Here is a 19,592-nt window from a genome sequence, read left to right on the forward strand (position 1 = left end):
ACCACCCGTCCTGCGAAATGAGGATTTGAAGGCGTAGGATGGGTGTAGCGCGAGAGACCAGAGGCAAGAACGCCAAGGTCTCAACGCGCGCAACCCATCAAACAGACGTTAAGTTGTGGCAGAAGATGAAAAGAACTGCGGTGTAGCGATGATGGGGGGTGGGGGCCATCGTTTTCTGGCGTAGGTTGTCTAGGAATTTGGCGCTGCTTGATGGGTTGCGCGCGTTGAGGCTTTTGGGTTTTTGCCATCGGTCTCTCGCGCTTCACCCATCCTACGAATGGGGCGGGACGTTGTCCCGCCCAATCCTTACACCATCTCGATGGCCATGGCCACGGCTTCGCCGCCGCCGATGCACAGCGTGGCGACGCCGCGCTTGCCGCCGGTCTTGCGCAGCGCGCCGACCAGCGTGGCCATCAGGCGGGCGCCCGATGCGCCGATGGGGTGGCCCAGGGCGGTGGCGCCGCCGTGCACGTTGACCTTGTCGTGCGGCAGCTTGAAGTCGTTCATGGCGGCCATGGTGACCACCGCGAAGGCTTCGTTGATTTCGTACAGGTCCACGTCCTCGGCCTTCCAGCCGGTCTTGGCGAACAGGTTCTTCAGCGCGCCGACGGGGGCGGTGGTGAACCAGCCCGGCTCTTGCGAGTGCTGGCTGTGCGCCACGATGCGGGCCAGCGGCTTCACGCCAAGCTTCTCGGCGGTGGACGCGCGCATCAACACCATGGCGGCGGCGCCGTCGGAAATCGACGACGAGTTCGCGGCGGTGATGGTGCCGTCTTTCTTGAAGGCGGGCTTGAGCGTCGGGATCTTTTCCGGCATGGCCTTGGTGGGGGCTTCGTCGGTGTCGATCACGGTGTCGCCCTTGCGGCCGGCCACGGTGACGGGGGCGATTTCCCACTTGAAGCTGCCATCTTCCGTGGCGGCGCGGGCGCGACGCAGCGATTCCAGCGAGAACTCGTCCTGCTGTTCGCGCGTGAATTCATATTTGGCGGCGCAGTCTTCGGCGAACACGCCCATGGCCTTGCCCTTGTCGTAGGCGTCTTCCAGGCCGTCCAGCGCCATGTGGTCATACACGGTGTTGTGGCCAAAGCGGTAGCCCTGGCGCGCCTTCAACAGCAGGTACGGCGCGTTGCTCATGCTTTCCTGGCCACCGGCCACCACCACTTCGGCGCTGCCGGCCGCCAGCAGGTCGTGGCCGAACATGGCCGCCTTCAGGCCCGAACCGCAGACTTTGTGGATGGTGGTGCAAGCCACGCCCAGCGGCAGGCCGGCGCCAAGAGCAGCCTGGCGCGCGGGCGCTTGGCCCTGGCCGGCTTGAAGCACGTTGCCCATGATGACTTCGTCGACTTGTTCCGGCTTGATGCCGGCGCGTTCGATGGCGGCCTTGATGGCCACCGAGCCCAGCTCATGCGCGGCCAGGCCGGACAAGCTGCCCAGCATGCCGCCCATGGGCGTGCGGGCGATGGAAACGATAACGATGGGATCTGACATGACTAGCTCCTGTGAGGATCGGGACAGCGTCTGGGTGTCGGCACTGCGTGGTCGCCCGAAGGGCGTGCCGGACGCAGGCGTCTGTCTGTATCGTAAGGGAAAAATTCTTCAATCCGGCCCTGCGCCACCTGGGCGCGGCAGGCCTGCCACCAGTCCGGTTCCAGCAAGTCGGCATGGTGACGCATGAAGGCGCCGCGCACGCGCGGGTCGCCCAGCAGGAAGCGGCCGAATTCTTCGGGGAATACGTCGTTCGGTCCGATGGCGTACCAGGGTTCGGAGGCCATTTCCGCTTCTTCGTTCGGGGCCGGCGGGATGCGCCGGAAATTCATTTCGGTCATGCGCTGGATTTCGTCGTAGTCGTAAAAGACGACCCGGCCCAGACGCGTTACGCCGAAGTTTTTGTAAAGCATGTCGCCAGGGAAGATATTGGCGGCGGCAAGCTGGCGGATGGCGTCGCCGTATTCGCGCACGGCGGGGTCCAGCAAGGCGTCGGAGGCCTGGCGCAGATAGATGTTCAACGGCGTCATCCGCCGTTCGATGTAGACGTGGCGGATGACGACTGTGTCACTGGTTTCTTCGATCAGGCTGGGCACCAGGCGGCGTAGTTCGTCCAGCAAGGCGGGCGCGAAGCGGCTGCGCGGCAGCGCCACCTGTGAATATTCCCAGGTGTCGGCCATGCGGCCCACGCGGTCGTGCAGCTTCACCATCTGGTACTTGCGGCGCACGGTGGCGTGGTCCATGCCGTCTTTGTCGATGCGGTCCTTGATGAGCTTGAACACATAGGGGTAGGACGGCAGCGTGAACACGCACATCACCATGCCCTTGATGCCGGGCGCGATGTCGAAGGCGTCGCGCGAATGGGCCAGGTGATGCAGGAAGTCGCGGTAGAACAGCGTCTTGCCCTGCTTTTGCAGGCCGATCATGGTGTAGAGCTCGGCCTTGGGCTTGCGCGGCAGCAGCGTCGCCAGGAAGTTGACGACGGCGGCGGGCGTTTCCATGTCCACCAGGAAATACGCGCGCGTGAAGCTGAACAGCGTGCTCAGGTCGTCGGCGCCCAGCAGCAGCGCGTCCAGCGTGACCTGCCCGGCCGGGTTGCGCGTGAGCGCCACGGCAAAGGGGTAGACGGTGGTCTGGTTGATCAGGCGGCCGACGATGTAGGCGCCCTTGTTGCGAAAGAACAGCGAGCCCAGCGCGTGGACCTGGCAGTCGCTGGCGATGCGCCGGCCCACGTGGCGCGGCAGCAGCGCGCGCAATTGCGCAACCGCCGCGCGCGCCAGCATGCGGGTATCGCGCGGCAGGTCTTCAAAGGGCAGTGCCAGGCCGAAGTCGGCCACCATGCGGATCAGGCTTTTTTCCAGGCCGTCTGTGGCCGGGTAATACACCCGGTACGACGGCATGCTGCTGTCCAGATAGTCGGTGGCGACGGCGGGCCGCACGAAGAGGAAATCGTTGTGGAAATAGTCGCGGTGCAGCAGCCGGCATGTGACCGAATTGAAGAAGGTCTCGGCGCATTCGGGCTGCTTGTGTGCGCCCAGCAGGCCCACGAATTCCTGTTTGATCTGTTGCCAGTAGGCAGTCTGGGCGTCGGTCAGGGCGGGTACGGCCGCGCCGTTGCCATTGCCATTGCCATTGCCGCGGCCACTGCCGTTGCCGCTGTGGCTGGGAAGGTCGTCCAGCGCGCCTTCGGGCCGGCCACGCAGCACGCTTTCCAACTGCGTGGCGCATTCGCGCACGCGCATGTCGTAGTACTCGATACGTTCGCGCGACAGGTGCTGGATGCCGTGCCAGTCGCCGGATTCAAACAGCGCCTTGGCCCGCTGCGCGCTGTAGCGAAACAGGGCGTAGTGGCGGTCAAAGCCGGCCAGGATGATCCGCGCTACGTCCAGCGGCGAAGGCCCCGGTACGGGGGCCTGCTCGATGTGCTGGACGTCGGACATGCGGATCATGGTGGGACGCTCGGCCGAAAGATCAGGCGGTTTCCTGGAACAGTTCGCGGCCGATCAGCATGCGGCGGATTTCGCTGGTGCCGGCGCCGATTTCGTAGAGCTTGGCGTCGCGCCACAGGCGGCCCACCGGGTATTCGTTGATGTAGCCGTTGCCGCCCAGGATCTGCACGCCCTCGCCCGCCATCCAGGTGGCCTTTTCGGCCGTGTACAGGATCAGCGCGGCGCAGTCCTTGCGCACCTGGCGCACGTGTTCGGCGCCCAGTTTGTCAAGGTTCTTGCCCACCTGGTAGCAGAACGCGCGGCTGGCTTGCAAGGTGGTGTACAGGTCGGCGACCTTGCCCTGGATCAGCTGGAATTCGCCGATGGCCTGGCCGAACTGCTTGCGGTCGTGGATGTAGGGCACTACCACGTCCATCACTGCTTGCATGATGCCCAGCGGGCCGCCGGACAGCACGGCGCGTTCGTAGTCCAGGCCGCTCATCAGCACGCGCACGCCGCCGTTGACCTGGCCCAGCACATTTTCTTCGGGAATTTCGCAGTCCTGGAACACGAGTTCGCCCGTGTGGCTGCCGCGCATGCCCAGTTTGTCCAGCTTTTGCGCCACCGAAAAGCCCTTGAAGCCTTTTTCAACCAGGAAGGCGGTGATGCCGCGCTGGTGGGCCTCGGGGTCAGTCTTGGCGTAGACCACCAGCGTGTCGGCGTCGGGGCCGTTGGTGATCCACATCTTGGTGCCGTTCAGCACGTAGCGGTCGCCCTTCTTGTCGGCGCGCAGCTTCATGCTGACCACGTCCGAGCCGGCGCCCGGTTCGCTCATGGCCAGCGCGCCCACGTGTTCGCCGGAAATGAGCTTGGGCAGGTACTTGGCTTTTTGCGCCGCGGTGCCGTTGCGGTTGATCTGGTTCACGCACAGATTGGAGTGCGCACCATACGACAGGCCCACCGAGGCGCTGGCGCGCGAGATTTCTTCCATCACCACCATATGAGCCAGGTAGCCCATGTTGGCGCCGCCGTATTCCTCGTCGGCCGTCATGCCCAACACACCGAGTTCACCGAATTTGCGCCAGAGATCCATGGGGAACTGGTCGCTGCGGTCTACCTCGGCCGCGCGCGGCGCGATCTCGGCTTGTGCAAAATTGCGCACGGCGTCGCGCAGCATGTCCAGGTCTTCGCCCAGGTCGAAGTTCAGGCCGGGTAGGTTCATCGATGTCTCCGTGATAGTGGGTGCTTACATTCTTGTGGGCGCCTTGGGGCCGGCGCCGCGCCGCCATCGTGTGGCTCATCATGCGCCGATCACGCATCGCTACGCAATGATGCACCGCAAATATTACGTTTACGTAAACGTAAATTGGAGTCGGGTTATCCCTAGGGAATGGCGCGCGGGCGCGCGCCGTCCAGCCAGATCAGGGTTTGATCGCCGCTACCGTGGCGCGCCTGTGCGGCTTGTGGGGCACGCCGCGGTCGTCCACGGGCAGGTCCATGACGCGATACCGCATGACCGCCAGCGACTTCGGATTGGTGATGCGCGCCATGTGGGCGCATTGCGCGCACCAGTGGCCCGCGCGGATGGACGCGAACGGCGCGTGCCAATCGTGCCCGCGATGGCACAGCCAGTGCATTTTCTTGGTGGTGTTCTGGTAGACGGACGTCAGGCATTCGCCGCCCCGTTCTCGCGCCGCCTGATGCGCGGCTTCGATACCCAGGCGCTTGTGCAGGTTGGCGCACACGCCGCACCAACTGCCCAACATGATCTTGCCGCCGGTGGTAAGCCATTCATGACCATCGGCGCAACGGAAACGGTAGCGTACCCCGAGCCCGCTATAGGCGTCCGCCAGGCAGGCGCCGCCGCGCTCGGCCGCTTTGCGCTGCAAGCGCTCCAGGCCGTCGGGGTGCCGATAGCCTTCCACCTTGCGCAGCCGCGCGCATTCCGGGCACCAGGTGCGCCGCAATACATCCACGCCCGCCGCCTCCCATTCGTGGCCGGCGCCGCAGCGGAATTGGAAGGTTCGCTGGCCACGGGGGCTGGCGGTGTCCAGGCACTGACCGCCCCGCAAGGCCGCCGTTTGATGGATGCGCAGCAGAAGGTCGTCGCGCCTGCGCCGGTAGCCCGCGTTCCGGCCGCAGACGGCGCAGCCCACGCGTTGCAACGCCTTGTTGCCCTTGCGGTTCCAGGCGTGGCCCGCCTCGCAATGGAAGCGATGAGGTTTGTCCCAGCCCAGCCAGTGCGTTTCCAGGCAGGTCACCCCGTTTTGCTGGGATAGTTCGATCAGGCGCGCAAAGTTGGACGCGGCGGCGCATACGGGGCATCGGATCTCAAGCGCGCGGCCGAAGGTTTGCAGCGTCCGTTGGAACAGATGTCCTTCACGGCATTGAAAGCGATACGTTGCTGACAAGCCGCGCCAATCGGTGTCCAGGCATTGGAAACCCGCGGCGTCGGCGCCGGCGCGCAGCCGTGGCTGACGGTCAAGAATGGGGTGATGACGACTCTTGTGCATGAGGAATCCTGTTGCCAAAGACACCGCCATGACTGCCGTGCGCGAGAGATGCCGAACACCGCTTGGGAAATTTGACAGGTGCAGGCAAGGGGCACGACTTGCTCCGGACAATCGCAGCCGCGACGGCCTGGATGGCGATGGCCGATCTTGCCTTCCCGTTGGGCGCAAAGATATTGGATAAGTCTTATTTTTGGGCGGAACTATCCGATCCGCCGACCCCAATGATTGCGCTGCCGGCATGCCGGCATATTGCGCGCCGGGGGGAACACCGCGCCGTGGGGCGCCTTACCGAGCCGCCGTCCTCAGCCGCCACGCGGCCCGAACATGATCACCAGCATGCCGGCCAGGCACAGGCCCACGCCGAGCCAGTCGCTCAGGCTGGGACGCACGCCGTCAACGGCCCACAGCCACATCAGCGCCATGCCGATGTACACGCCGCCATACGCGGCATAGACCCGTCCCGACGCGGCGGGGTGCAGCGTCAACAGCCAGGCGAACAGGGCCAGGCTGGCCGCGGCGGGCGCCAGCAGCCAGATGGAATGGCCCTTGCGCAGCCATAGGTAAGGCAGATAGCAGCCGATGATTTCGGCCAACGCCGTCAGGACGAACAGCGCCAGGGTTTGCAGCATGGCCATGCGTTGGCCTTTACGGTTTTTTCGCGAGCAGCGCGCGGCACTCGCGTTCTTGCTGGGCGATTTCCTGCAGCGTGTCTTCGATGTCGCGGCGCTGTTGCTCCAGCGTGGCGCGATGCTGTTCCAGTACGCTCAGGTACTGGCGCAATTGCACCTCGGTGTCGCCCGGACTGTCGTACATATCGATCAGCGTCAGGATTTCAGACAGCTGCAACCCCAGGCGTTTGCCGCGCAGCGCCAGCTTCAAGCGCGTGCGATCGCGCGGGCCGAAGATGCGGTTGCGGCCCTCGCGCGCCGGGCTGACGATTCCCTGGTCTTCGTAGAAGCGGATCGTGCGGGGCGTAACGTCGAACTCGCGGGCGAGTTCAGAGATGGTCCAGGTTGACGAGGGCATGCGACGTGTGGCAGTTTACGTAAACGTAAATTATGATGACTTGACGTGAACGTCAAGCGTGGAGCGCGAGGCAATGAACCCCAACGAACAGAAACTGCAGTACCCCTGGGCAGACCTTCAGCCCGAAGCCGGCCGTGCCCAAGTGGTGGCCGACGGCGTCAAGTGGATCCGGATGCCGCTGCCGTTCGCGCTGGATCATATCAACCTCTGGCTGCTGCGCGACAACATCGACGGCCAGGACGGCTGGACCATCGTTGACTGTGGCATCTCGCGCGACGAAGTGAAGTCGCTGTGGGAAGACGTTTTCAAGAACGAGCTGGAAGGCCTGCCCGTGCTGCGTGTGCTGGTCACGCACATGCACCCCGACCACATCGGCCTGGCCCATTGGCTGTGCGAACGCTGGAACGCGCGGTTGTGGATGACGATGACGGACTTCATGGTGGCGTCGTTGTGGTCGTCGCGCCGCAACGATGCGGGCGCCGGTCCCGGTGGCCAGTCGGCGGTGGAGCACTTCGCCCGCCATGGCTTGACCGACCCCGACGCGCAAGAGCAGATCCGCCAGCGCGCCAACTACTTCCCGAACCTGGTGCCTGCCGTACCCGCGCGCTACACGCGCATCATGCACGGCGATCAGGTCCGCATTGGCGGCCATGACTGGCGCGTGATCGTGGGCTATGGCCATGCGCCCGAGCATGCGTCGCTGTTTTCGCCCGACCTGAACGTGCTGATCTCCGGCGACATGGTCTTGCCGCGCATCTCCACCAACGTCAGCGTGTTCGACTACGAACCCGACGCCAACCCCCTGCCCCTGTACCTGCGGTCGCTGGACGGCTACGCTGGCCTGCCGCGCGACACGCTGGTGCTGCCGTCGCACGGCCGTCCGTTCAAGGGCCTGCACGAGCGCATCGCGCAGCAGCACGAGCACCACCGGGACCGCCTGGCCGAAGTGCTGGAGGCGTGCGCGGCGCAGCCACAGTCAACGTCCGACATCGTGCCCGTGCTGTTCAAGCGCAAGCTCGACTTGCACCAACTGACCTTCGCCATGGGCGAGGCGCTGGCACACCTGCATGCGCTTTATTTCGAAGGCAAGCTCAAGCGCGCGACCGGCGCGGATGGCATCGTGCGGTTCACGGCGGCCTGAGCGGCAAGCAAGTCGCGGCAAGTAAGATGTGGCAGGCAATACGCGGCAAGCAAGACGGGTTCCGGGCGGAACCCGTCAGCGTCAGCGCGTGGCGGTAGCCAGCCTGACGGCCAGGCCCACGAACACCAGGGCGGCGATGCGGTTGAGCCAGCGCTTTGCCGTCACCGAGCGTTGCAGCAGTTCGCCAAAGGCGCCGGAAAAGAAGGCGATGGCGCCGAACACCAACAGCGTCGACACGATGAACACGGCGCCCAACTGCATGACCTGCAAGCCCACCGGACCCAGCGCCGGCGTGGTGAATTGCGGCAGAAAGGCAAAGAAGAACAGCAGCACCTTGGGGTTGGTCAGGTTCATGACGATGCCGCGCCGGTACAGCGCGCCGGGTTTCAACGGTTCGGGCGCTTTGCCGGCATCGGACTCCACCGGCGCTCGCAGGATCTGCCAGGCAAGGTAGGTCAGGTATGCCGCGCCCGCCAGCTTCAACGCCGTGAACGCCATGGGCGACGCGGCGAACACGGCGGCAAGCCCCAGCGCCACGGCGGCCGTGTGACCTAGCAGCCCGGTGCACAGCCCCAGCACCACCAGCATGCCCGCCTTGCGACCCCAGATGGCCGATTGCATCAGCACGAACACATTGTCCGGCCCCGGCGTCAGCGCGAGCAGGACGGCAATGCCGAAAAATGCGGTCAGGGTGTCGATGGGCAGCATGGGTGTGGCCTGGTTGGGGGTGGGCGCCGGTCAGCCGGAGAATGGCATCATAAGGGCAAAACCACATCGTTCAGCCCCCGGCACGGGACACAAAGGACACAGAGACACGCCATGACGACACACGCCGCGCAAAGCCAGCAAGCCCCTGAGGATGAAGCCGTGAGTCCCGACGCGCATCTTGATGCACATGCCGACGCGAACCCCGACACGAACCCCGACGCGCACCCCGACGTCGCGCTGCAAGCCCTGCTGCTTGCTCGCCATAGCTGCCGCGCTTTCCTGCCCGCGCCGGTGCCGCGCAATGTCATCGAACGCATCCTGACGCTGGCGCAGCGCACGGCGTCCTGGTGCAACTGCCAGCCCTGGCAGGTGGCCATTACCGAAGGCGCGGGCACCGAGCGCCTGCGCGCGGCGCTGCAAGCGCGGGCGCAAGCCGCCGATGCTGGCCTCGGCTTCACCCCTGACTTCCCTTTCCCCCGCGAATACCGCAACGAATATCTGGCGCGCCGCCGTGAATCGGGCTTCCAGTTGTACGGCGCGGTGGGCGTGGCGCGCGGTGACCGCGACGCTTACCGCCGGCAAGAGATGCGCAATTTCCAGTTGTTCGACGCGCCGCACGTGGCCATCATCACCACCGATGAGGCGCTGGGCGAATACGGCGCGATGGACTGCGGCGGCTACGTCGCCAACTTCCTGCTGGCGGCCCAGGCCAATGGCGTAGCCACGGTGGCGCAGGCTTCGCTCGCGATGTATCCGGAAGTGCTGCGCGAGGTGCTTGGCATCGGCCCCGACCGGCGCGTGGTCTGCGGCATTTCCTTCGGCTACGCCGATACGGCGCATCCGGCCAACAGCTACCGCACGCGGCGTGCCGAGTTGCCGGAAATCGTCAGCTGGATTTCTGGCTAGCAGCAAGGGCTGACGATCCACCCAGAGGACAGACGCCGCGACGCCTGATATGGTTCACCATGTTTGCCGTTTGGCTGGCTTCGTTTGGCCCCGTCCGGCCCTGTTCATTCCTCCAGCATCCCCCTTGAAGATGACCTCCAAACACATCGATACGGTATTGCAGCACGCGGGCACCGCCCCGTTCGACCCCGAAACCGGCACGGCGCCCGTGCCGCTGCCGCCCATGCGCGCCAGCACCGTGCGGTTCCAGAACCTGGCTGCGTTGGAGCAGGCACAGCGCAGCAAGGCCGCTGGCGACCGTGCCACCACTTACGGCCGCATGGGCATGGATACCCACGCCGCGCTGGAAGAGGTCTTCACACACCTGGAAGGCGGCACGCACTGCTATCTGGCATCGTCGGGCCTGTCGGCGATGACGATGGTGATGATGGCGCTGTGCTCGGCGGGTGACCACGCGCTGATTTCTGATTGCGTCTACGGCCCGATGCGCGAGCTGGACGACGCGGTGCTCAAGCGCATGAACATCAGCATCACCTACTTCGCGGCCGATGAAAACCTGGACGCCTTGGTGCAGCCCAACACCAAGCTGCTGTACGTGGAATCACCGGGTTCGCTGTTGTTTGAAATGCTGGACATGGGCGCGATGGCGGCCGTTGCCAACCGCCACGGCCTGGTGCTGGCCACCGACAACACCTGGGGCTCCGGCTATATCTACCGCCCGCTGACGCTGGGGGCGCAGGTGTCCGTCATTGCCGGCACGAAGTACGTGGGCGGCCACTCCGACCTGATGCTGGGTGCGGTGGTGACGAACGACGAGGCCATCGCCAAGAAGCTGAACCGCACGCAATACGCGATGGGGTATTCCATCAGCGCCGACGACGCCTGGCTGGCGCTGCGCGGCGTGCGCACGATGCCGATCCGCATGGCGCAGCACGCGCGCAATGCTATGCAGGTGTGCGAATTCTTCAAGAGCCGTCCCGAAACCGTGCGCCTGTTCCACCCGGCGTGGCCCGAAGATCCGGGCCATGCGCTGTGGCAGCGCGACTGCACCGGCTCCAACGGCATGCTGTCCGTCGAGCTGCGTCTATCGCCCGCCGGTGCGGGCGCTTTCGTGGATGCGCTGAGCTTGTTCGGCATCGGCTTTTCGTGGGGCGGCTACGAAAGCCTGGTGCAACTGGTGTCGCCCAAGGACCTGTCCAAGCATCGCTATTGGGGCGAAGGCGATAACGCGCTGGTGCGTTTGCACATCGGCCTGGAGTCGCCGGACGACATCATCGCCGACCTGACCCAGGCGCTGGAGAAGGCCGCCGCGGTCGGCGCATAACGCTGACGCCGCCGCCAGCGTTTGAGGGGGCGGCGCAATGTCTCAACGCATTCCCAAAAGCAAAGCGCCCCGGCCATGCGGCCGGGGCGCTCTGCAATCCCTGCGCAAACCGAATTACTGGTTGCGCGCCATCGGGATCAATTTGTTGACTTCCTTCAAGGCGCCTTCGTAGCTGTTGCCCGCCATGACCGGCGAGGTCATGAACTTGCCACCGACGGCAAACGACGGCGTGCCGTCGATGCGGTAGGCCTCGGTCAGTTGGGTGGCGCGTTGCACCTGCGCCTGCACGCTGAACGAATCGAAGACGGAATCGAACTTGGCGCGGTCCACGCCTTGCGTGGCAACCCAGTCGCCCATGGACTTCTTGTCGAACAGGCGCTTGTGTTCACCGTGGATGGCGGTGAAGAACTTGGCGTGCAGATCGGGGCGGTCCAGCGCTTGGAACGTGTAGTAGACCTGTTGCAGCGGCTTCATGCCGGCGTTGAACGCAATGGGAATCTGCTTGAGCACGACGTCCGACGGGGCCGTCTTGGCCCACTCTTCAACCATGGGTTCCATGGCGGCGCAATGCGGGCAGGTGTAGGCGAAGAATTCCAGCACTTCCACTTTGCCCGGGGTGTCCGACGGCAGCGGCGGATTGATTGCCACATAGGCTTGCGTGCCTTGCGCGTGGCTTACCGGGCTGAAGAACGCCGAGGCGGTCAGCGCGGCCGCGGCCATGATGCGAATGATCTTTGGGGACAACATGGATGAGAGGTTCCTGAGTAAAAAGTTACAGACAGGCCCGGGGCCGGATAAGTTCAATGCAAAAAATGGCGTCGGATAGGCTTACTGGCGCACCACGGCGGTTTCAATCTTGTTTTCGCCCAAGCGGCCGCGTGCGCGGTTCATGTCGTCCAGCCGTGCAAACGGGCCAACCCGCACCCGGTTTAGCGGTTTGCCGTTGACTTCCGCCTTTTGCACCGCCACCGGCAGGCCCAGCAGGATGATGCGCGCCCTTAACGATTCAGCATCGCTTTCGCCGCGAAACGCGCCTGCCTGCAAGTAATACGTGCCCGTTGCCGCCGGCGCGGCCTTGGCGGCTGGGGCTGGGGCGGGCTTGGACAGCGGTGTCGGGCTTGGATTTTGCGTTTGAGCCGGCGTTTGACCCGACGCGGCGGCCTGCGGCTTGTTGGTGGACGGCAAGGTGGCGATCAGCGCACCCAGGTCATCCAGCCGGGACGGCGTCTCATCGGGCTTGGACGTGGTGCCGGCGCCTGGCAGGGGCACCGGCGCGGTGGCGGTGGGACCGGTGGGCGGCGCGCCTGCCGGTCCGTCGCGTCCGTACAGGCCGGCGTTCGGATCCGGCGCCTGGCGCGGGTCGGGCAGCTTGCCCGTGTCGCCCTGGCGGCTGGCCCGGTCCACGAAGGGCACGGGAGCCTTGGTGACGTAAAAGGCCACGACGGCGGCCACGATCAAGCCTAGGAGCAGACCGGCGAGCGCCCCGTAAAGGGTGCTGCCGCTTTCGCCCGAGGAACGGCGGGTGGTTTTGCGCTTGGTTGCCATGAACCGATGTTACATCCGCTCGGGCGCGGACACGCCCATCAGCGTCAAGCCATTGGCCAGCACCTGACGCGTGGTGGCGGCCAGGCGCAGGCGGGCCAGCTTCAAGGCCACGTCGTCCACCAGCACACGTTCGGCGCTGTACCAGGCGTGGAAGTCAGACGCGCAATCGCGCAGCCAGAAAGCAATGTGGTGCGGCGACAGGTCTTGCGCGGCCAGCGCCACCACGTTGGGGAATTCGGCCAGGCGCTGCATCAGCGCGAATTCGGACGGCGCGGTCAGCAAGGACGTATCGGCGGCGGCCACGTCGGCGGCGGGCATGCCGGCGTTGTTGATCATCGTGCAGATGCGCGCGTGGGCGTACTGGATGTAATAGACCGGGTTCTCGTCGCTTTTCGACAAGGCCAGGTCCACGTCGAACACGAATTCGGTGTCGGCGCGGCGCTGGATCAGGAAGTAGCGCACGGCGTCGCGGCCCACCCAGTCGATCAGGTCGCGCATGGTGACGTAGCTGCCGGCGCGCTTGGAGATCTTGACCTCTTCGCCGCCGCGCATCACCTTGACCATCTTGTGCAGCACGTACGATGGGTAGTCTTTCGGAATGCCCTCACCCAGCGCCTGCAGGCCGGCGCGCACGCGGGCCACGGTTCCGTGGTGGTCGCTGCCCTGGATGTTCACGGCGCGGTGAAAGCCGCGTTCCCATTTGGCCTTGTGGTAGGCCACGTCCGGCACGAAGTAGGTGTAGCCGCCTTCGCTCTTGCGCATGACGCGGTCTTTGTCGTCGCCGGTGCCCAGTTCGGTGGTGCGCAGCCACAGCGCGCCGCCCTCTTCATAGGTATGGCCGCCGGCGACCAGCGCCTTGACGGTGGCTTCGACGCGGCCCGACGTGTACAGCGAGCTTTCCAGGTAGTAGTTGTCGAACGCCAGGCCGAAGGCCTGCAGGTCCAGGTCTTGTTCGCGGCGCAGGTAGGCCACGGCGAAGACGCGGATGTCGTCCAGGTTGTCGATGTTGCCGGTGGCGGTGACGGGCTCGCCGTCGGACGGCTGGATGGTCTTGCCGGCCTGGAAGTCGCGGGCGATGTCGGCGATGTAGTCGCCCTTGTAGCCGTCTTCCGGCCAGTCGGGGGATTCGGTCGTCAGGCCACGGGCGCGCGCCTGCACGCTGATGGCCAGGTTGTGGATCTGGTTGCCGGCGTCGTTGTAATAGAACTCGCGGGTGACGTCCCAGCCGATGGCGTCGTACAGGCGGCACAGCGCGTCGCCCAGCGCGGCCTGGCGGGCGTGGCCCACGTGCAGCGGGCCGGTGGGGTTGGCCGACACGAATTCAACCAGGATCTTCTCGCCGCTGCGCGGGGCGCGGCCAAAGCTTGCGCCCTGCTCGGCCACGGCGGCGATGACGGCCTGGCGCGCGGCGGCGGTGATGCGCAAGTTGATGAAGCCGGGGCCGGCCACTTCGGCGCTGTCGACCAGATCACGGGCCTCGGGGTTGGCCAGCAGCGTGTCCACGATGGCTTGGGCCAATTCGCGCGGGTTGCGGCGGGCCGGCTTGGCCAGTTGCATGGCCACGTTGGTGGCAACGTCGCCGTGGGCGGCAACCTTGGGGCGCTCGAGCAGCACGTTGGCCTGGGCGTCGGGAAGGCTCTGCGCAACGGCGGCCTGGATCAGGGAGATAAGCTGTTTTTGTTGCTCGGGGAGCATGGGCGTCTGAAGAAGTTCTGGGTGAGTGACCAAGGCGGGGATCAAGCGGACGGTGTCCGGGCCGGCGATGTCACGGGAATCATCCGGAATGATAGTTGATTTGGCGGTCCAACCGGCGGCCTCGGGGGCGCAAACTGTCCGGCAAGCGTTCGCGGGGACGGCGGAACTCTCAATAAAATCAATCGCCTAGGTTTGCGAGGGCGCGCCGACGGCAACCGCCCCTGCGCCCGCGCCATAGCGCCAGTTGGCATCGCTTTGGCGTTGGGGTAGTGTATGTAACGTATTCATTGAGGGAGACCGCAACATGCTGATTACCTTTCACTCCAAGGTCGTGGCCGAAGTTCTGATGGTGTCCGACCACGCCGTCCCCATCCTGCAGGCGGCGGGAAAGCCCATCGGCGACAAGATCCCCGAACGTGGTGTTTTCACCGTCGAGCAACTGGGCCCCGCCATCAGCGGCATCGAGCACGCCATTGAAAGCGCCGAGCGTCCCGACGAGGACGAAGACGACGAAGACAAGGCGCCCCGCTCGGCCATGGCGCGCATGGTCGGCTTGAAGGAACGCGCGTTTCCGCTGCTGGACATGATGCGGCAATCTCAAGCCGCGGGCGTCGAAGTTACCTGGGAAGCTTCGCGCGGTTGGTAAGCAATGTCGCCCGGCGGACAATCTGCCCGGCGTTTTTTGCCTACCCTTGCCGCCTGACGCCCTTTCAAGGAACCCCTTTATGCGCTGCGACATCACCATTGTTTTCGACACCCGCCGGTCGCTGGACCTGACCGCCACGGTGGAAACGTCCCCGCAACGCCAGAGCGACGCGCGCGACTGGTTCGACGGCGCCTGGGAAACCCTGGGCTGCGAACCGTTGCGCCCCAGCGGCAAAGTGCTGCTGTTGGACAAGGTGCTGGGCGTGGCCGACGCGCTGGGCTACGACACCCTGTCCTCCGACGCCAAGGAAGCCCGCGAGTTCGCGGAGCATCTGGCCATGGCGCTGGAGCGCCCGCGCATCACCGTCGACCTGCCGGGTTTGACCGTCGGCTACTGACGGCCCAGGCGCGGCATACGTGAAAATCCCCGCTCGCAAGGCGGGGATTTGCTTTGGGCGGCGTCTGCATGCCTTGCGGCAGCAGGCAAAATCCTAGCGGATCCCCGCCCGCATGAACGATTGCACGAACTGCCGCTGGAACAGCAGGAAGGCGATCAACAGCGGCGCGGCCGACATCAGGGTTGCGGCGGTGATGACCGACCAGTCGATGCCCTGGTCGGTGGACGAGAACACCTGCAAGCCCACCGTCAACGGCCGGGATTCGACCGAGTTGGTGATGATCAGCGGCCACAGGAAATTGTTCCAGTGGTGGCTGACCGACACCAGCCCATAGGCCACGTAGATCGGCTTGGCCAGCGGCACATATACCTTCCACAGAATCTGCATGGCGTTGGCGCCTTCCATGCGCGCCGCTTCCTCAAGCTCGCGCGGCACCGTCTTGAAGGTCTGGCGCAGCAGGAAGATGCCGAACGCCGAGGCGAAGTACGGCAGCCCGATGGCGAACACCGTGTCGCGGATGCCCAGTTGGCTCATCGACCGGTAGTTCTCCACCAGCAGCACGTCCGGCATGATCATCAGCTGCAGCAACACCAGCATGAAGACGAAATCGCGGCCCCGGAATTCAAAGCGCGCGAAGGCGTAGCCCGCCAGCGTGGACAGCACCAGTTGCGCCGCCAGCACCATCGTGACCAGCATGAAGGTGTTCAGGAAGTAGCGCGGAAACGGCGCGGCATTCCAGGCGCGCGCGAAGTTATCCAGCGTCAGCGGCGCGAACAGCTCGAAGCGGGTTGCGTAGGCCGGGGGGTGGAACGCCGCCCACATGGCATAGGCAAGCGGCAGAATCCACAACAGGCCCAGCGCCCAGGCGCCCAGGGTATCTAGCTTGTCTTTCATTGATAGTGCGTCCTGCGGTCCAGCCAGCGGAACTTGATCAGCGCGGTCAGCGCCAGTACCACCAGCAACACGACGGTCAGCGTGGCGGCGTAAGCCGTGTCCCAGAAACTGAAACCCACCTGGTAGATGTAGTACAGCAGCAAGGTGCTGGCGTTGTCCGGCCCGCCGCGCGTCATGACCACCACATGGTCCACCAGACGGAAGGCGTTGATCAGGGCATTGATCAGCACGAACAGCGTGGTGGGCATCAAGAGCGGCCACAGGATGCGGCGGAAATACTGCCAGCGCGAGGCGCCTTCCAGCATGGCGGCCTCGCGCAGCGACGGCGACACGGTCTGCAAGGCGGCCAGGTAGAAGATCATGAAAAAGCCGGCTTCCTTCCACACCGTTACCAGCATCAGCGCCGGCAAGGCGGTTGCGCTGCTACCCAGCCAGTTGGGGCCGGGCGCACCGAACCAACCCATTACCTGCGCAATCAAGCCGTATTGCGGCGTGTAGAAGAACAGCCAGATGTTGGCCACCGCCACCATCGGCAGCACCGTCGGCGTGAAGTACGCCATGCGCAGAAAGCCGCGGCCGCTCAGATTGCGGTTTACCCACAGCGCCATGATCAGCGCAATGCCGATGGACGTGGGGATCGTGCCCAGCGCAAACCACAGGTTGTTCCACAGCGACTGCCAGAACACCGGATCGTCACGCATCAGGGCGTAATTCTCCAGCCCCACGAACCGCGCCGGACGCGCGCCCTTGGGGGTGGAGAAAAAGCTGTGCCAAAGCGTCGCCACGGCCGGGTAGTGCGTGAACGCGGCGAGCAGCACGATGGCTGGCAGCAATAGCAGCCAGCCATAAAGCGCATGTAAAGAGCGGCTCATCGTGCTTGTCGGCTTACTTGTAGGAACGCAGCACGCGATCGGCCTCGCGCTGGGCGTCGGTCAGGGCTTGCTGCGGCGTCTTCGACCCGATCAGCGCCGCTTGCAGCGCATCGTTCAGGGTCTTGGTGACGCGCTGGTTTTCATGCGTGGAGAATTCCGCCACGCTGACTTCCAACTGGTCACGCGCGACGGTTGCGGCCGGCACTTCCTGTGCGTACTTCTTCATCTTCTCGGTCTGCCAGGCGGCCGGCGTCACGGCGACGTAGCCCGTGGCGATGCTCCAGTCAGCCGCGCGTTCCGGCGTGGTGGCCCATTGCGCGAACTTCAGCGCGGCTTGTTGCTGCGCCGGCGTGCCGCTCTTGAAGATGTAGAAGTTGCCGCCGCCCGTGGGGCTGCCGCCGCGCTTTTGCTTCGGCATCATCGCAACGCCGAACGGGAAGTCGGCATTCTTGCGGATGTTGGTGAGGTTGCCGGTGGTGGTCCAGACCATGGCCGCCTTCTTCTCCAGGAAGTCCTTCGGCGTGGTGCCCCAGTCGATCGTGCCGGTCGGCATGATCTTGTGCTTGGCCGACAGGTCGCGCCAGAACTGGGCGGCTTCCACCACCGCCGGCTTGTCCAGGTAGACCTCGTTGCCGGCCTCGTTCATCAGGATGGCGCCGTTGGGCGTGGTTAGCGCCTGGAACAGCCAGTACGCGAACGCGCCGCCTGACGGAATCTCGATGCCCCATTGCGTGGTGTTGCCCGAGGCGTCCTGCTTGGTCAGCTTCTTGCCGTATTCAACCAGTTCGGCCCAGGTGGCGGGCGCGCGTTCGGGGTCCAGGCCCGCGGCCTTGAACAGGTCCTTGTTGTAGTACATGACGATGGTCGAACGCTGGAACGGCACACCCCAGGTGTGGCCGCCCGTGCGGCTGTTCTGCATGAAGGCGTCATAGAAGCTGCCCAGCCACTTCTTGTCGGCATCGGACTTCGCCAGCGAATCGATCGGCACGATGGCGTCTTCGTCGATCAGGGTGAACATGTCGGTCGACAACAGCACAGCCAGTTGCGGCGGCGTGCCACCCTTGAGCGCCGTCAGCGCCTTGGCGATGGAATCCTGGTAGGAGCCTGCGTAGATGGGCTTGATCTTGATGTCGGGGTTTTCCTTCTGGAATTCCGCCACCATGTCGTCGACGATCTTGGTGATGGGGCCGCCCACGGCCACCGGGTAATAGAACTCGACTTCAACGGGTTTGTTCTGCGCCTGTGCCGGCAGGGACAGGCAGGCGGCGGCCAGGCTGGCGGCCAGGGTCTTCAGTACGATGCGTCGCATGGTGCGTTTCCTTTCCTGTGGATTGGGCGTCTTTCAGCGCCCGTCGGTGTTGATGACCGCCGAATCGGCGGCAAAGAAATGCTGTTGCTCGTTCGGCCAGGACAGGCCCAAGGCCTCGCCGGCGCGAGCGCGCAGGTGGCCGCCAACTCGCACGGCGACGCCACTGGTGTCTCCAACGCGGCACACCACAATGGAGTCCGCGCCGAAGTACTCGACGCTTTCGACGATGGCGGGCATGCCCGCGCCGTCGATGCGGATGTGTTCGGGGCGCACGCCCAGCTTGACCGCGCCGGCCGGTGCATTCGCAATGGCCGGGCCATGCGTGCCGGTGATGACCGTGGAACCATGCAGGCTGGTCAGTGCGATCAGGTTCATGGGCGGCGTGCCGATGAAGCGGGCGGCGAATTCGCTGGCCGGGCGCGCATACAGGCCGTCAGGCGTGTCGTGCTGTTCGATCTGGCCGCCGCGCAACAGCACCACCTGGTCGGCCATGCTCATGGCCTCGGTCTGGTCGTGCGTGACATACACCATGGTGATGCCCAGGTCCTGCTGCAACGCGCGGATCTCGCGGCGCATCTCGTGGCGCAGTTGCGCGTCCAGGTTCGACAGCGGCTCGTCCATCAGGCACACCGGCGCTTCGGAAATCACGGCGCGCCCCAACGCCACGCGCTGTTGCTGGCCGCCCGATAATTGCGACGGCTTGCGGTCCAGCAGATGGGCCAGGCCCAGCAGCGCGGCCACGCGCTGCAAGCGGCGGTCGAAATCGCGCGCGGGTTCCTTGCGCACCTTCAAGCCGAACAGGATGTTCTCGCGCACGGACAAGTGCGGGAACAGCGCGTACGACTGGAACACCATCGAAATGCGGCGCTTGGCGGGAGGCAGTTGCGTCACGTCGCGGTCGCCGATGCGGATGGTGCCCGACGTGGGCGTATCCAGCCCGGCAATCATGCGCAAGGTGGTCGACTTGCCGCAGCCCGACGGGCCCAGCAGTACCGTGAAGCTGCCTGCCGGCACCGTGAAGCTCACGCCATGGATGGCGGCGGCGTTGCCGTACTGTTTGGTGAGGTTATCCAGAACGATGGATGACATGCTGTCTCGAAGATCTAATTGTTAGATCCGCATTGTTGCCTGTTATGAAAACCTTTTCATTGTGCAGCGCAAACATGACGGATTCGTGGCAAGTTCCACGGCTTCAAACTGCGC

At 64.9% G+C, this 19,592-nt stretch carries 19 protein-coding genes; 5 read left to right on the plus strand and 14 right to left on the minus strand.

Annotated elements, in window-relative coordinates; all coding sequences use genetic code 11:
• Positions 1-306: 306 nt before the first annotated feature.
• From ELS24_RS00515 to ELS24_RS00540, 6 genes are all read right to left on the minus strand, one after another.
• Positions 307-1,488, minus strand: coding sequence for an acetyl-CoA C-acetyltransferase (locus ELS24_RS00515; RefSeq protein WP_127183099.1), 1,182 nt, complete (start codon positions 1,486-1,488; stop codon positions 307-309).
• A gap of 2 nt (positions 1,489-1,490) precedes the next feature.
• Positions 1,491-3,434 carry a bifunctional isocitrate dehydrogenase kinase/phosphatase gene (gene aceK, locus ELS24_RS00520; RefSeq protein WP_127183100.1) on the minus strand — a complete coding sequence of 648 codons (1,944 nt, stop codon included), beginning with the start codon at positions 3,432-3,434 and terminating at the stop codon, positions 1,491-1,493.
• Between the two features lie 22 nt (positions 3,435-3,456).
• A complete protein-coding gene (locus tag ELS24_RS00525) occupies positions 3,457-4,635 on the minus strand; it encodes an isovaleryl-CoA dehydrogenase (protein WP_127183101.1) in 1,179 nt (392 codons plus the stop codon).
• A gap of 199 nt (positions 4,636-4,834) precedes the next feature.
• Complete coding sequence (locus tag ELS24_RS00530; RefSeq protein ID WP_050448854.1) at positions 4,835-5,926, minus strand: hypothetical protein; 1,092 nt, start codon at positions 5,924-5,926, stop codon at positions 4,835-4,837.
• A 302-nt stretch (positions 5,927-6,228) separates the two neighbouring features.
• The gene (locus ELS24_RS00535) at positions 6,229-6,561 is read right to left on the minus strand and encodes a YnfA family protein (protein WP_083447503.1); all 333 of its coding nucleotides are present in this window, start codon (positions 6,559-6,561) and stop codon (positions 6,229-6,231) included.
• 10 nt (positions 6,562-6,571) lie between these two features.
• Positions 6,572-6,952 carry a MerR family transcriptional regulator gene (locus ELS24_RS00540; protein WP_050448855.1) on the minus strand — a complete coding sequence of 127 codons (381 nt, stop codon included), beginning with the start codon at positions 6,950-6,952 and terminating at the stop codon, positions 6,572-6,574.
• Positions 6,953-7,025: 73 nt separating this feature from the next.
• On the opposite strand from ELS24_RS00540, the gene ELS24_RS00545 reads away from it, so the two are divergent.
• The gene (locus ELS24_RS00545) at positions 7,026-8,093 is read left to right on the plus strand and encodes an MBL fold metallo-hydrolase (RefSeq protein WP_127183102.1); all 1,068 of its coding nucleotides are present in this window, start codon (positions 7,026-7,028) and stop codon (positions 8,091-8,093) included.
• Positions 8,094-8,174: 81 nt separating this feature from the next.
• Here the strand turns inward: ELS24_RS00545 and ELS24_RS00550 are convergent, their stop codons facing one another.
• Positions 8,175-8,801: a LysE family translocator gene (locus ELS24_RS00550; RefSeq protein ID WP_127183103.1), complete on the minus strand. Its 627-nt coding sequence runs from the start codon at positions 8,799-8,801 to the stop codon at positions 8,175-8,177.
• Positions 8,802-8,912: 111 nt separating this feature from the next.
• Between ELS24_RS00550 and ELS24_RS00555 the strand changes: the two genes are divergently transcribed.
• Both ELS24_RS00555 and metC read left to right on the plus strand, forming a co-directional pair.
• Positions 8,913-9,707, plus strand: a complete 795-nt coding sequence (locus ELS24_RS00555; RefSeq protein ID WP_127183104.1) for a nitroreductase — start codon at positions 8,913-8,915, stop codon at positions 9,705-9,707.
• Positions 9,708-9,837: 130 nt separating this feature from the next.
• Positions 9,838-11,031: a cystathionine beta-lyase gene (metC, locus tag ELS24_RS00560; RefSeq protein ID WP_127183105.1), complete on the plus strand. Its 1,194-nt coding sequence runs from the start codon at positions 9,838-9,840 to the stop codon at positions 11,029-11,031.
• 114 nt (positions 11,032-11,145) lie between these two features.
• Here the strand turns inward: metC and ELS24_RS00565 are convergent, their stop codons facing one another.
• From ELS24_RS00565 to argS, 3 genes are all read right to left on the minus strand, one after another.
• Positions 11,146-11,778 carry a thiol:disulfide interchange protein DsbA/DsbL gene (locus ELS24_RS00565; protein ID WP_050448860.1) on the minus strand — a complete coding sequence of 211 codons (633 nt, stop codon included), beginning with the start codon at positions 11,776-11,778 and terminating at the stop codon, positions 11,146-11,148.
• 81 nt (positions 11,779-11,859) lie between these two features.
• The gene (locus ELS24_RS00570; RefSeq protein ID WP_127183106.1) at positions 11,860-12,576 is read right to left on the minus strand and encodes an SPOR domain-containing protein; all 717 of its coding nucleotides are present in this window, start codon (positions 12,574-12,576) and stop codon (positions 11,860-11,862) included.
• Positions 12,577-12,585: 9 nt separating this feature from the next.
• Positions 12,586-14,271: an arginine--tRNA ligase gene (gene argS, locus ELS24_RS00575; protein ID WP_127183107.1), complete on the minus strand. Its 1,686-nt coding sequence runs from the start codon at positions 14,269-14,271 to the stop codon at positions 12,586-12,588.
• 304 nt (positions 14,272-14,575) lie between these two features.
• Between argS and ELS24_RS00580 the strand changes: the two genes are divergently transcribed.
• Complete coding sequence (locus ELS24_RS00580) at positions 14,576-14,917, plus strand: DUF1840 domain-containing protein (protein ID WP_050448863.1); 342 nt, start codon at positions 14,576-14,578, stop codon at positions 14,915-14,917.
• Between the two features lie 79 nt (positions 14,918-14,996).
• Positions 14,997-15,314 carry a hypothetical protein gene (locus ELS24_RS00585; RefSeq protein ID WP_050448864.1) on the plus strand — a complete coding sequence of 106 codons (318 nt, stop codon included), beginning with the start codon at positions 14,997-14,999 and terminating at the stop codon, positions 15,312-15,314.
• Positions 15,315-15,407: 93 nt separating this feature from the next.
• Here ELS24_RS00585 and ELS24_RS00590 read toward each other — a convergent pair whose 3' ends face one another.
• The 4 genes from ELS24_RS00590 to ELS24_RS00605 are packed head-to-tail and all read right to left on the minus strand — an operon-like array spanning position 15,408 to position 19,478.
• Positions 15,408-16,208, minus strand: coding sequence for a carbohydrate ABC transporter permease (locus ELS24_RS00590; RefSeq protein ID WP_050448865.1), 801 nt, complete (start codon positions 16,206-16,208; stop codon positions 15,408-15,410).
• The gene (locus tag ELS24_RS00595; protein ID WP_050448866.1) at positions 16,205-17,080 is read right to left on the minus strand and encodes a carbohydrate ABC transporter permease; all 876 of its coding nucleotides are present in this window, start codon (positions 17,078-17,080) and stop codon (positions 16,205-16,207) included. Before ELS24_RS00595 ends, ELS24_RS00590 begins: the two co-directional genes overlap by 4 nt.
• 13 nt (positions 17,081-17,093) lie before the next feature.
• Entirely contained in the window at positions 17,094-18,389 is a 1,296-nt protein-coding gene (locus ELS24_RS00600; RefSeq protein WP_050448867.1) for an ABC transporter substrate-binding protein, read from the minus strand.
• A gap of 33 nt (positions 18,390-18,422) precedes the next feature.
• Positions 18,423-19,478, minus strand: coding sequence for an ABC transporter ATP-binding protein (locus ELS24_RS00605; protein ID WP_050448868.1), 1,056 nt, complete (start codon positions 19,476-19,478; stop codon positions 18,423-18,425).
• Positions 19,479-19,592: the final 114 nt, after the last annotated feature.

Source organism: Achromobacter spanius (assembly GCF_003994415.1).
In the GTDB taxonomy this organism is placed as follows: domain Bacteria; phylum Pseudomonadota; class Gammaproteobacteria; order Burkholderiales; family Burkholderiaceae_B; genus Achromobacter; species Achromobacter spanius_C.

What these genes read in the sequence shown, in the direction of transcription:
- ELS24_RS00540 (WP_050448855.1), bottom strand. Translation starts at nt 6,952, where the DNA reads ATGCCCTCGTCAACCTGGACCATCTCTGAACTCGCCCGCGAGTTCGAC.
- ELS24_RS00585 (WP_050448864.1), top strand. Translation starts at nt 14,997, where the DNA reads ATGCGCTGCGACATCACCATTGTTTTCGACACCCGCCGGTCGCTGGAC.
- metC (WP_127183105.1), top strand. Translation starts at nt 9,838, where the DNA reads ATGACCTCCAAACACATCGATACGGTATTGCAGCACGCGGGCACCGCC.
- ELS24_RS00570 (WP_127183106.1), bottom strand. Translation starts at nt 12,576, where the DNA reads ATGGCAACCAAGCGCAAAACCACCCGCCGTTCCTCGGGCGAAAGCGGC.
- ELS24_RS00600 (WP_050448867.1), bottom strand. Translation starts at nt 18,389, where the DNA reads ATGCGACGCATCGTACTGAAGACCCTGGCCGCCAGCCTGGCCGCCGCC.
- ELS24_RS00530 (WP_050448854.1), bottom strand. Translation starts at nt 5,926, where the DNA reads ATGCACAAGAGTCGTCATCACCCCATTCTTGACCGTCAGCCACGGCTG.
- ELS24_RS00535 (WP_083447503.1), bottom strand. Translation starts at nt 6,561, where the DNA reads ATGGCCATGCTGCAAACCCTGGCGCTGTTCGTCCTGACGGCGTTGGCC.
- ELS24_RS00590 (WP_050448865.1), bottom strand. Translation starts at nt 16,208, where the DNA reads ATGAAAGACAAGCTAGATACCCTGGGCGCCTGGGCGCTGGGCCTGTTG.
- ELS24_RS00595 (WP_050448866.1), bottom strand. Translation starts at nt 17,080, where the DNA reads ATGAGCCGCTCTTTACATGCGCTTTATGGCTGGCTGCTATTGCTGCCA.
- ELS24_RS00515 (WP_127183099.1), bottom strand. Translation starts at nt 1,488, where the DNA reads ATGTCAGATCCCATCGTTATCGTTTCCATCGCCCGCACGCCCATGGGC.
- ELS24_RS00550 (WP_127183103.1), bottom strand. Translation starts at nt 8,801, where the DNA reads ATGCTGCCCATCGACACCCTGACCGCATTTTTCGGCATTGCCGTCCTG.
- aceK (WP_127183100.1), bottom strand. Translation starts at nt 3,434, where the DNA reads ATGATCCGCATGTCCGACGTCCAGCACATCGAGCAGGCCCCCGTACCG.
- ELS24_RS00605 (WP_050448868.1), bottom strand. Translation starts at nt 19,478, where the DNA reads ATGTCATCCATCGTTCTGGATAACCTCACCAAACAGTACGGCAACGCC.
- ELS24_RS00525 (WP_127183101.1), bottom strand. Translation starts at nt 4,635, where the DNA reads ATGAACCTACCCGGCCTGAACTTCGACCTGGGCGAAGACCTGGACATG.
- argS (WP_127183107.1), bottom strand. Translation starts at nt 14,271, where the DNA reads ATGCTCCCCGAGCAACAAAAACAGCTTATCTCCCTGATCCAGGCCGCC.
- ELS24_RS00580 (WP_050448863.1), top strand. Translation starts at nt 14,576, where the DNA reads ATGCTGATTACCTTTCACTCCAAGGTCGTGGCCGAAGTTCTGATGGTG.
- ELS24_RS00565 (WP_050448860.1), bottom strand. Translation starts at nt 11,778, where the DNA reads ATGTTGTCCCCAAAGATCATTCGCATCATGGCCGCGGCCGCGCTGACC.
- ELS24_RS00545 (WP_127183102.1), top strand. Translation starts at nt 7,026, where the DNA reads ATGAACCCCAACGAACAGAAACTGCAGTACCCCTGGGCAGACCTTCAG.
- ELS24_RS00555 (WP_127183104.1), top strand. Translation starts at nt 8,913, where the DNA reads ATGACGACACACGCCGCGCAAAGCCAGCAAGCCCCTGAGGATGAAGCC.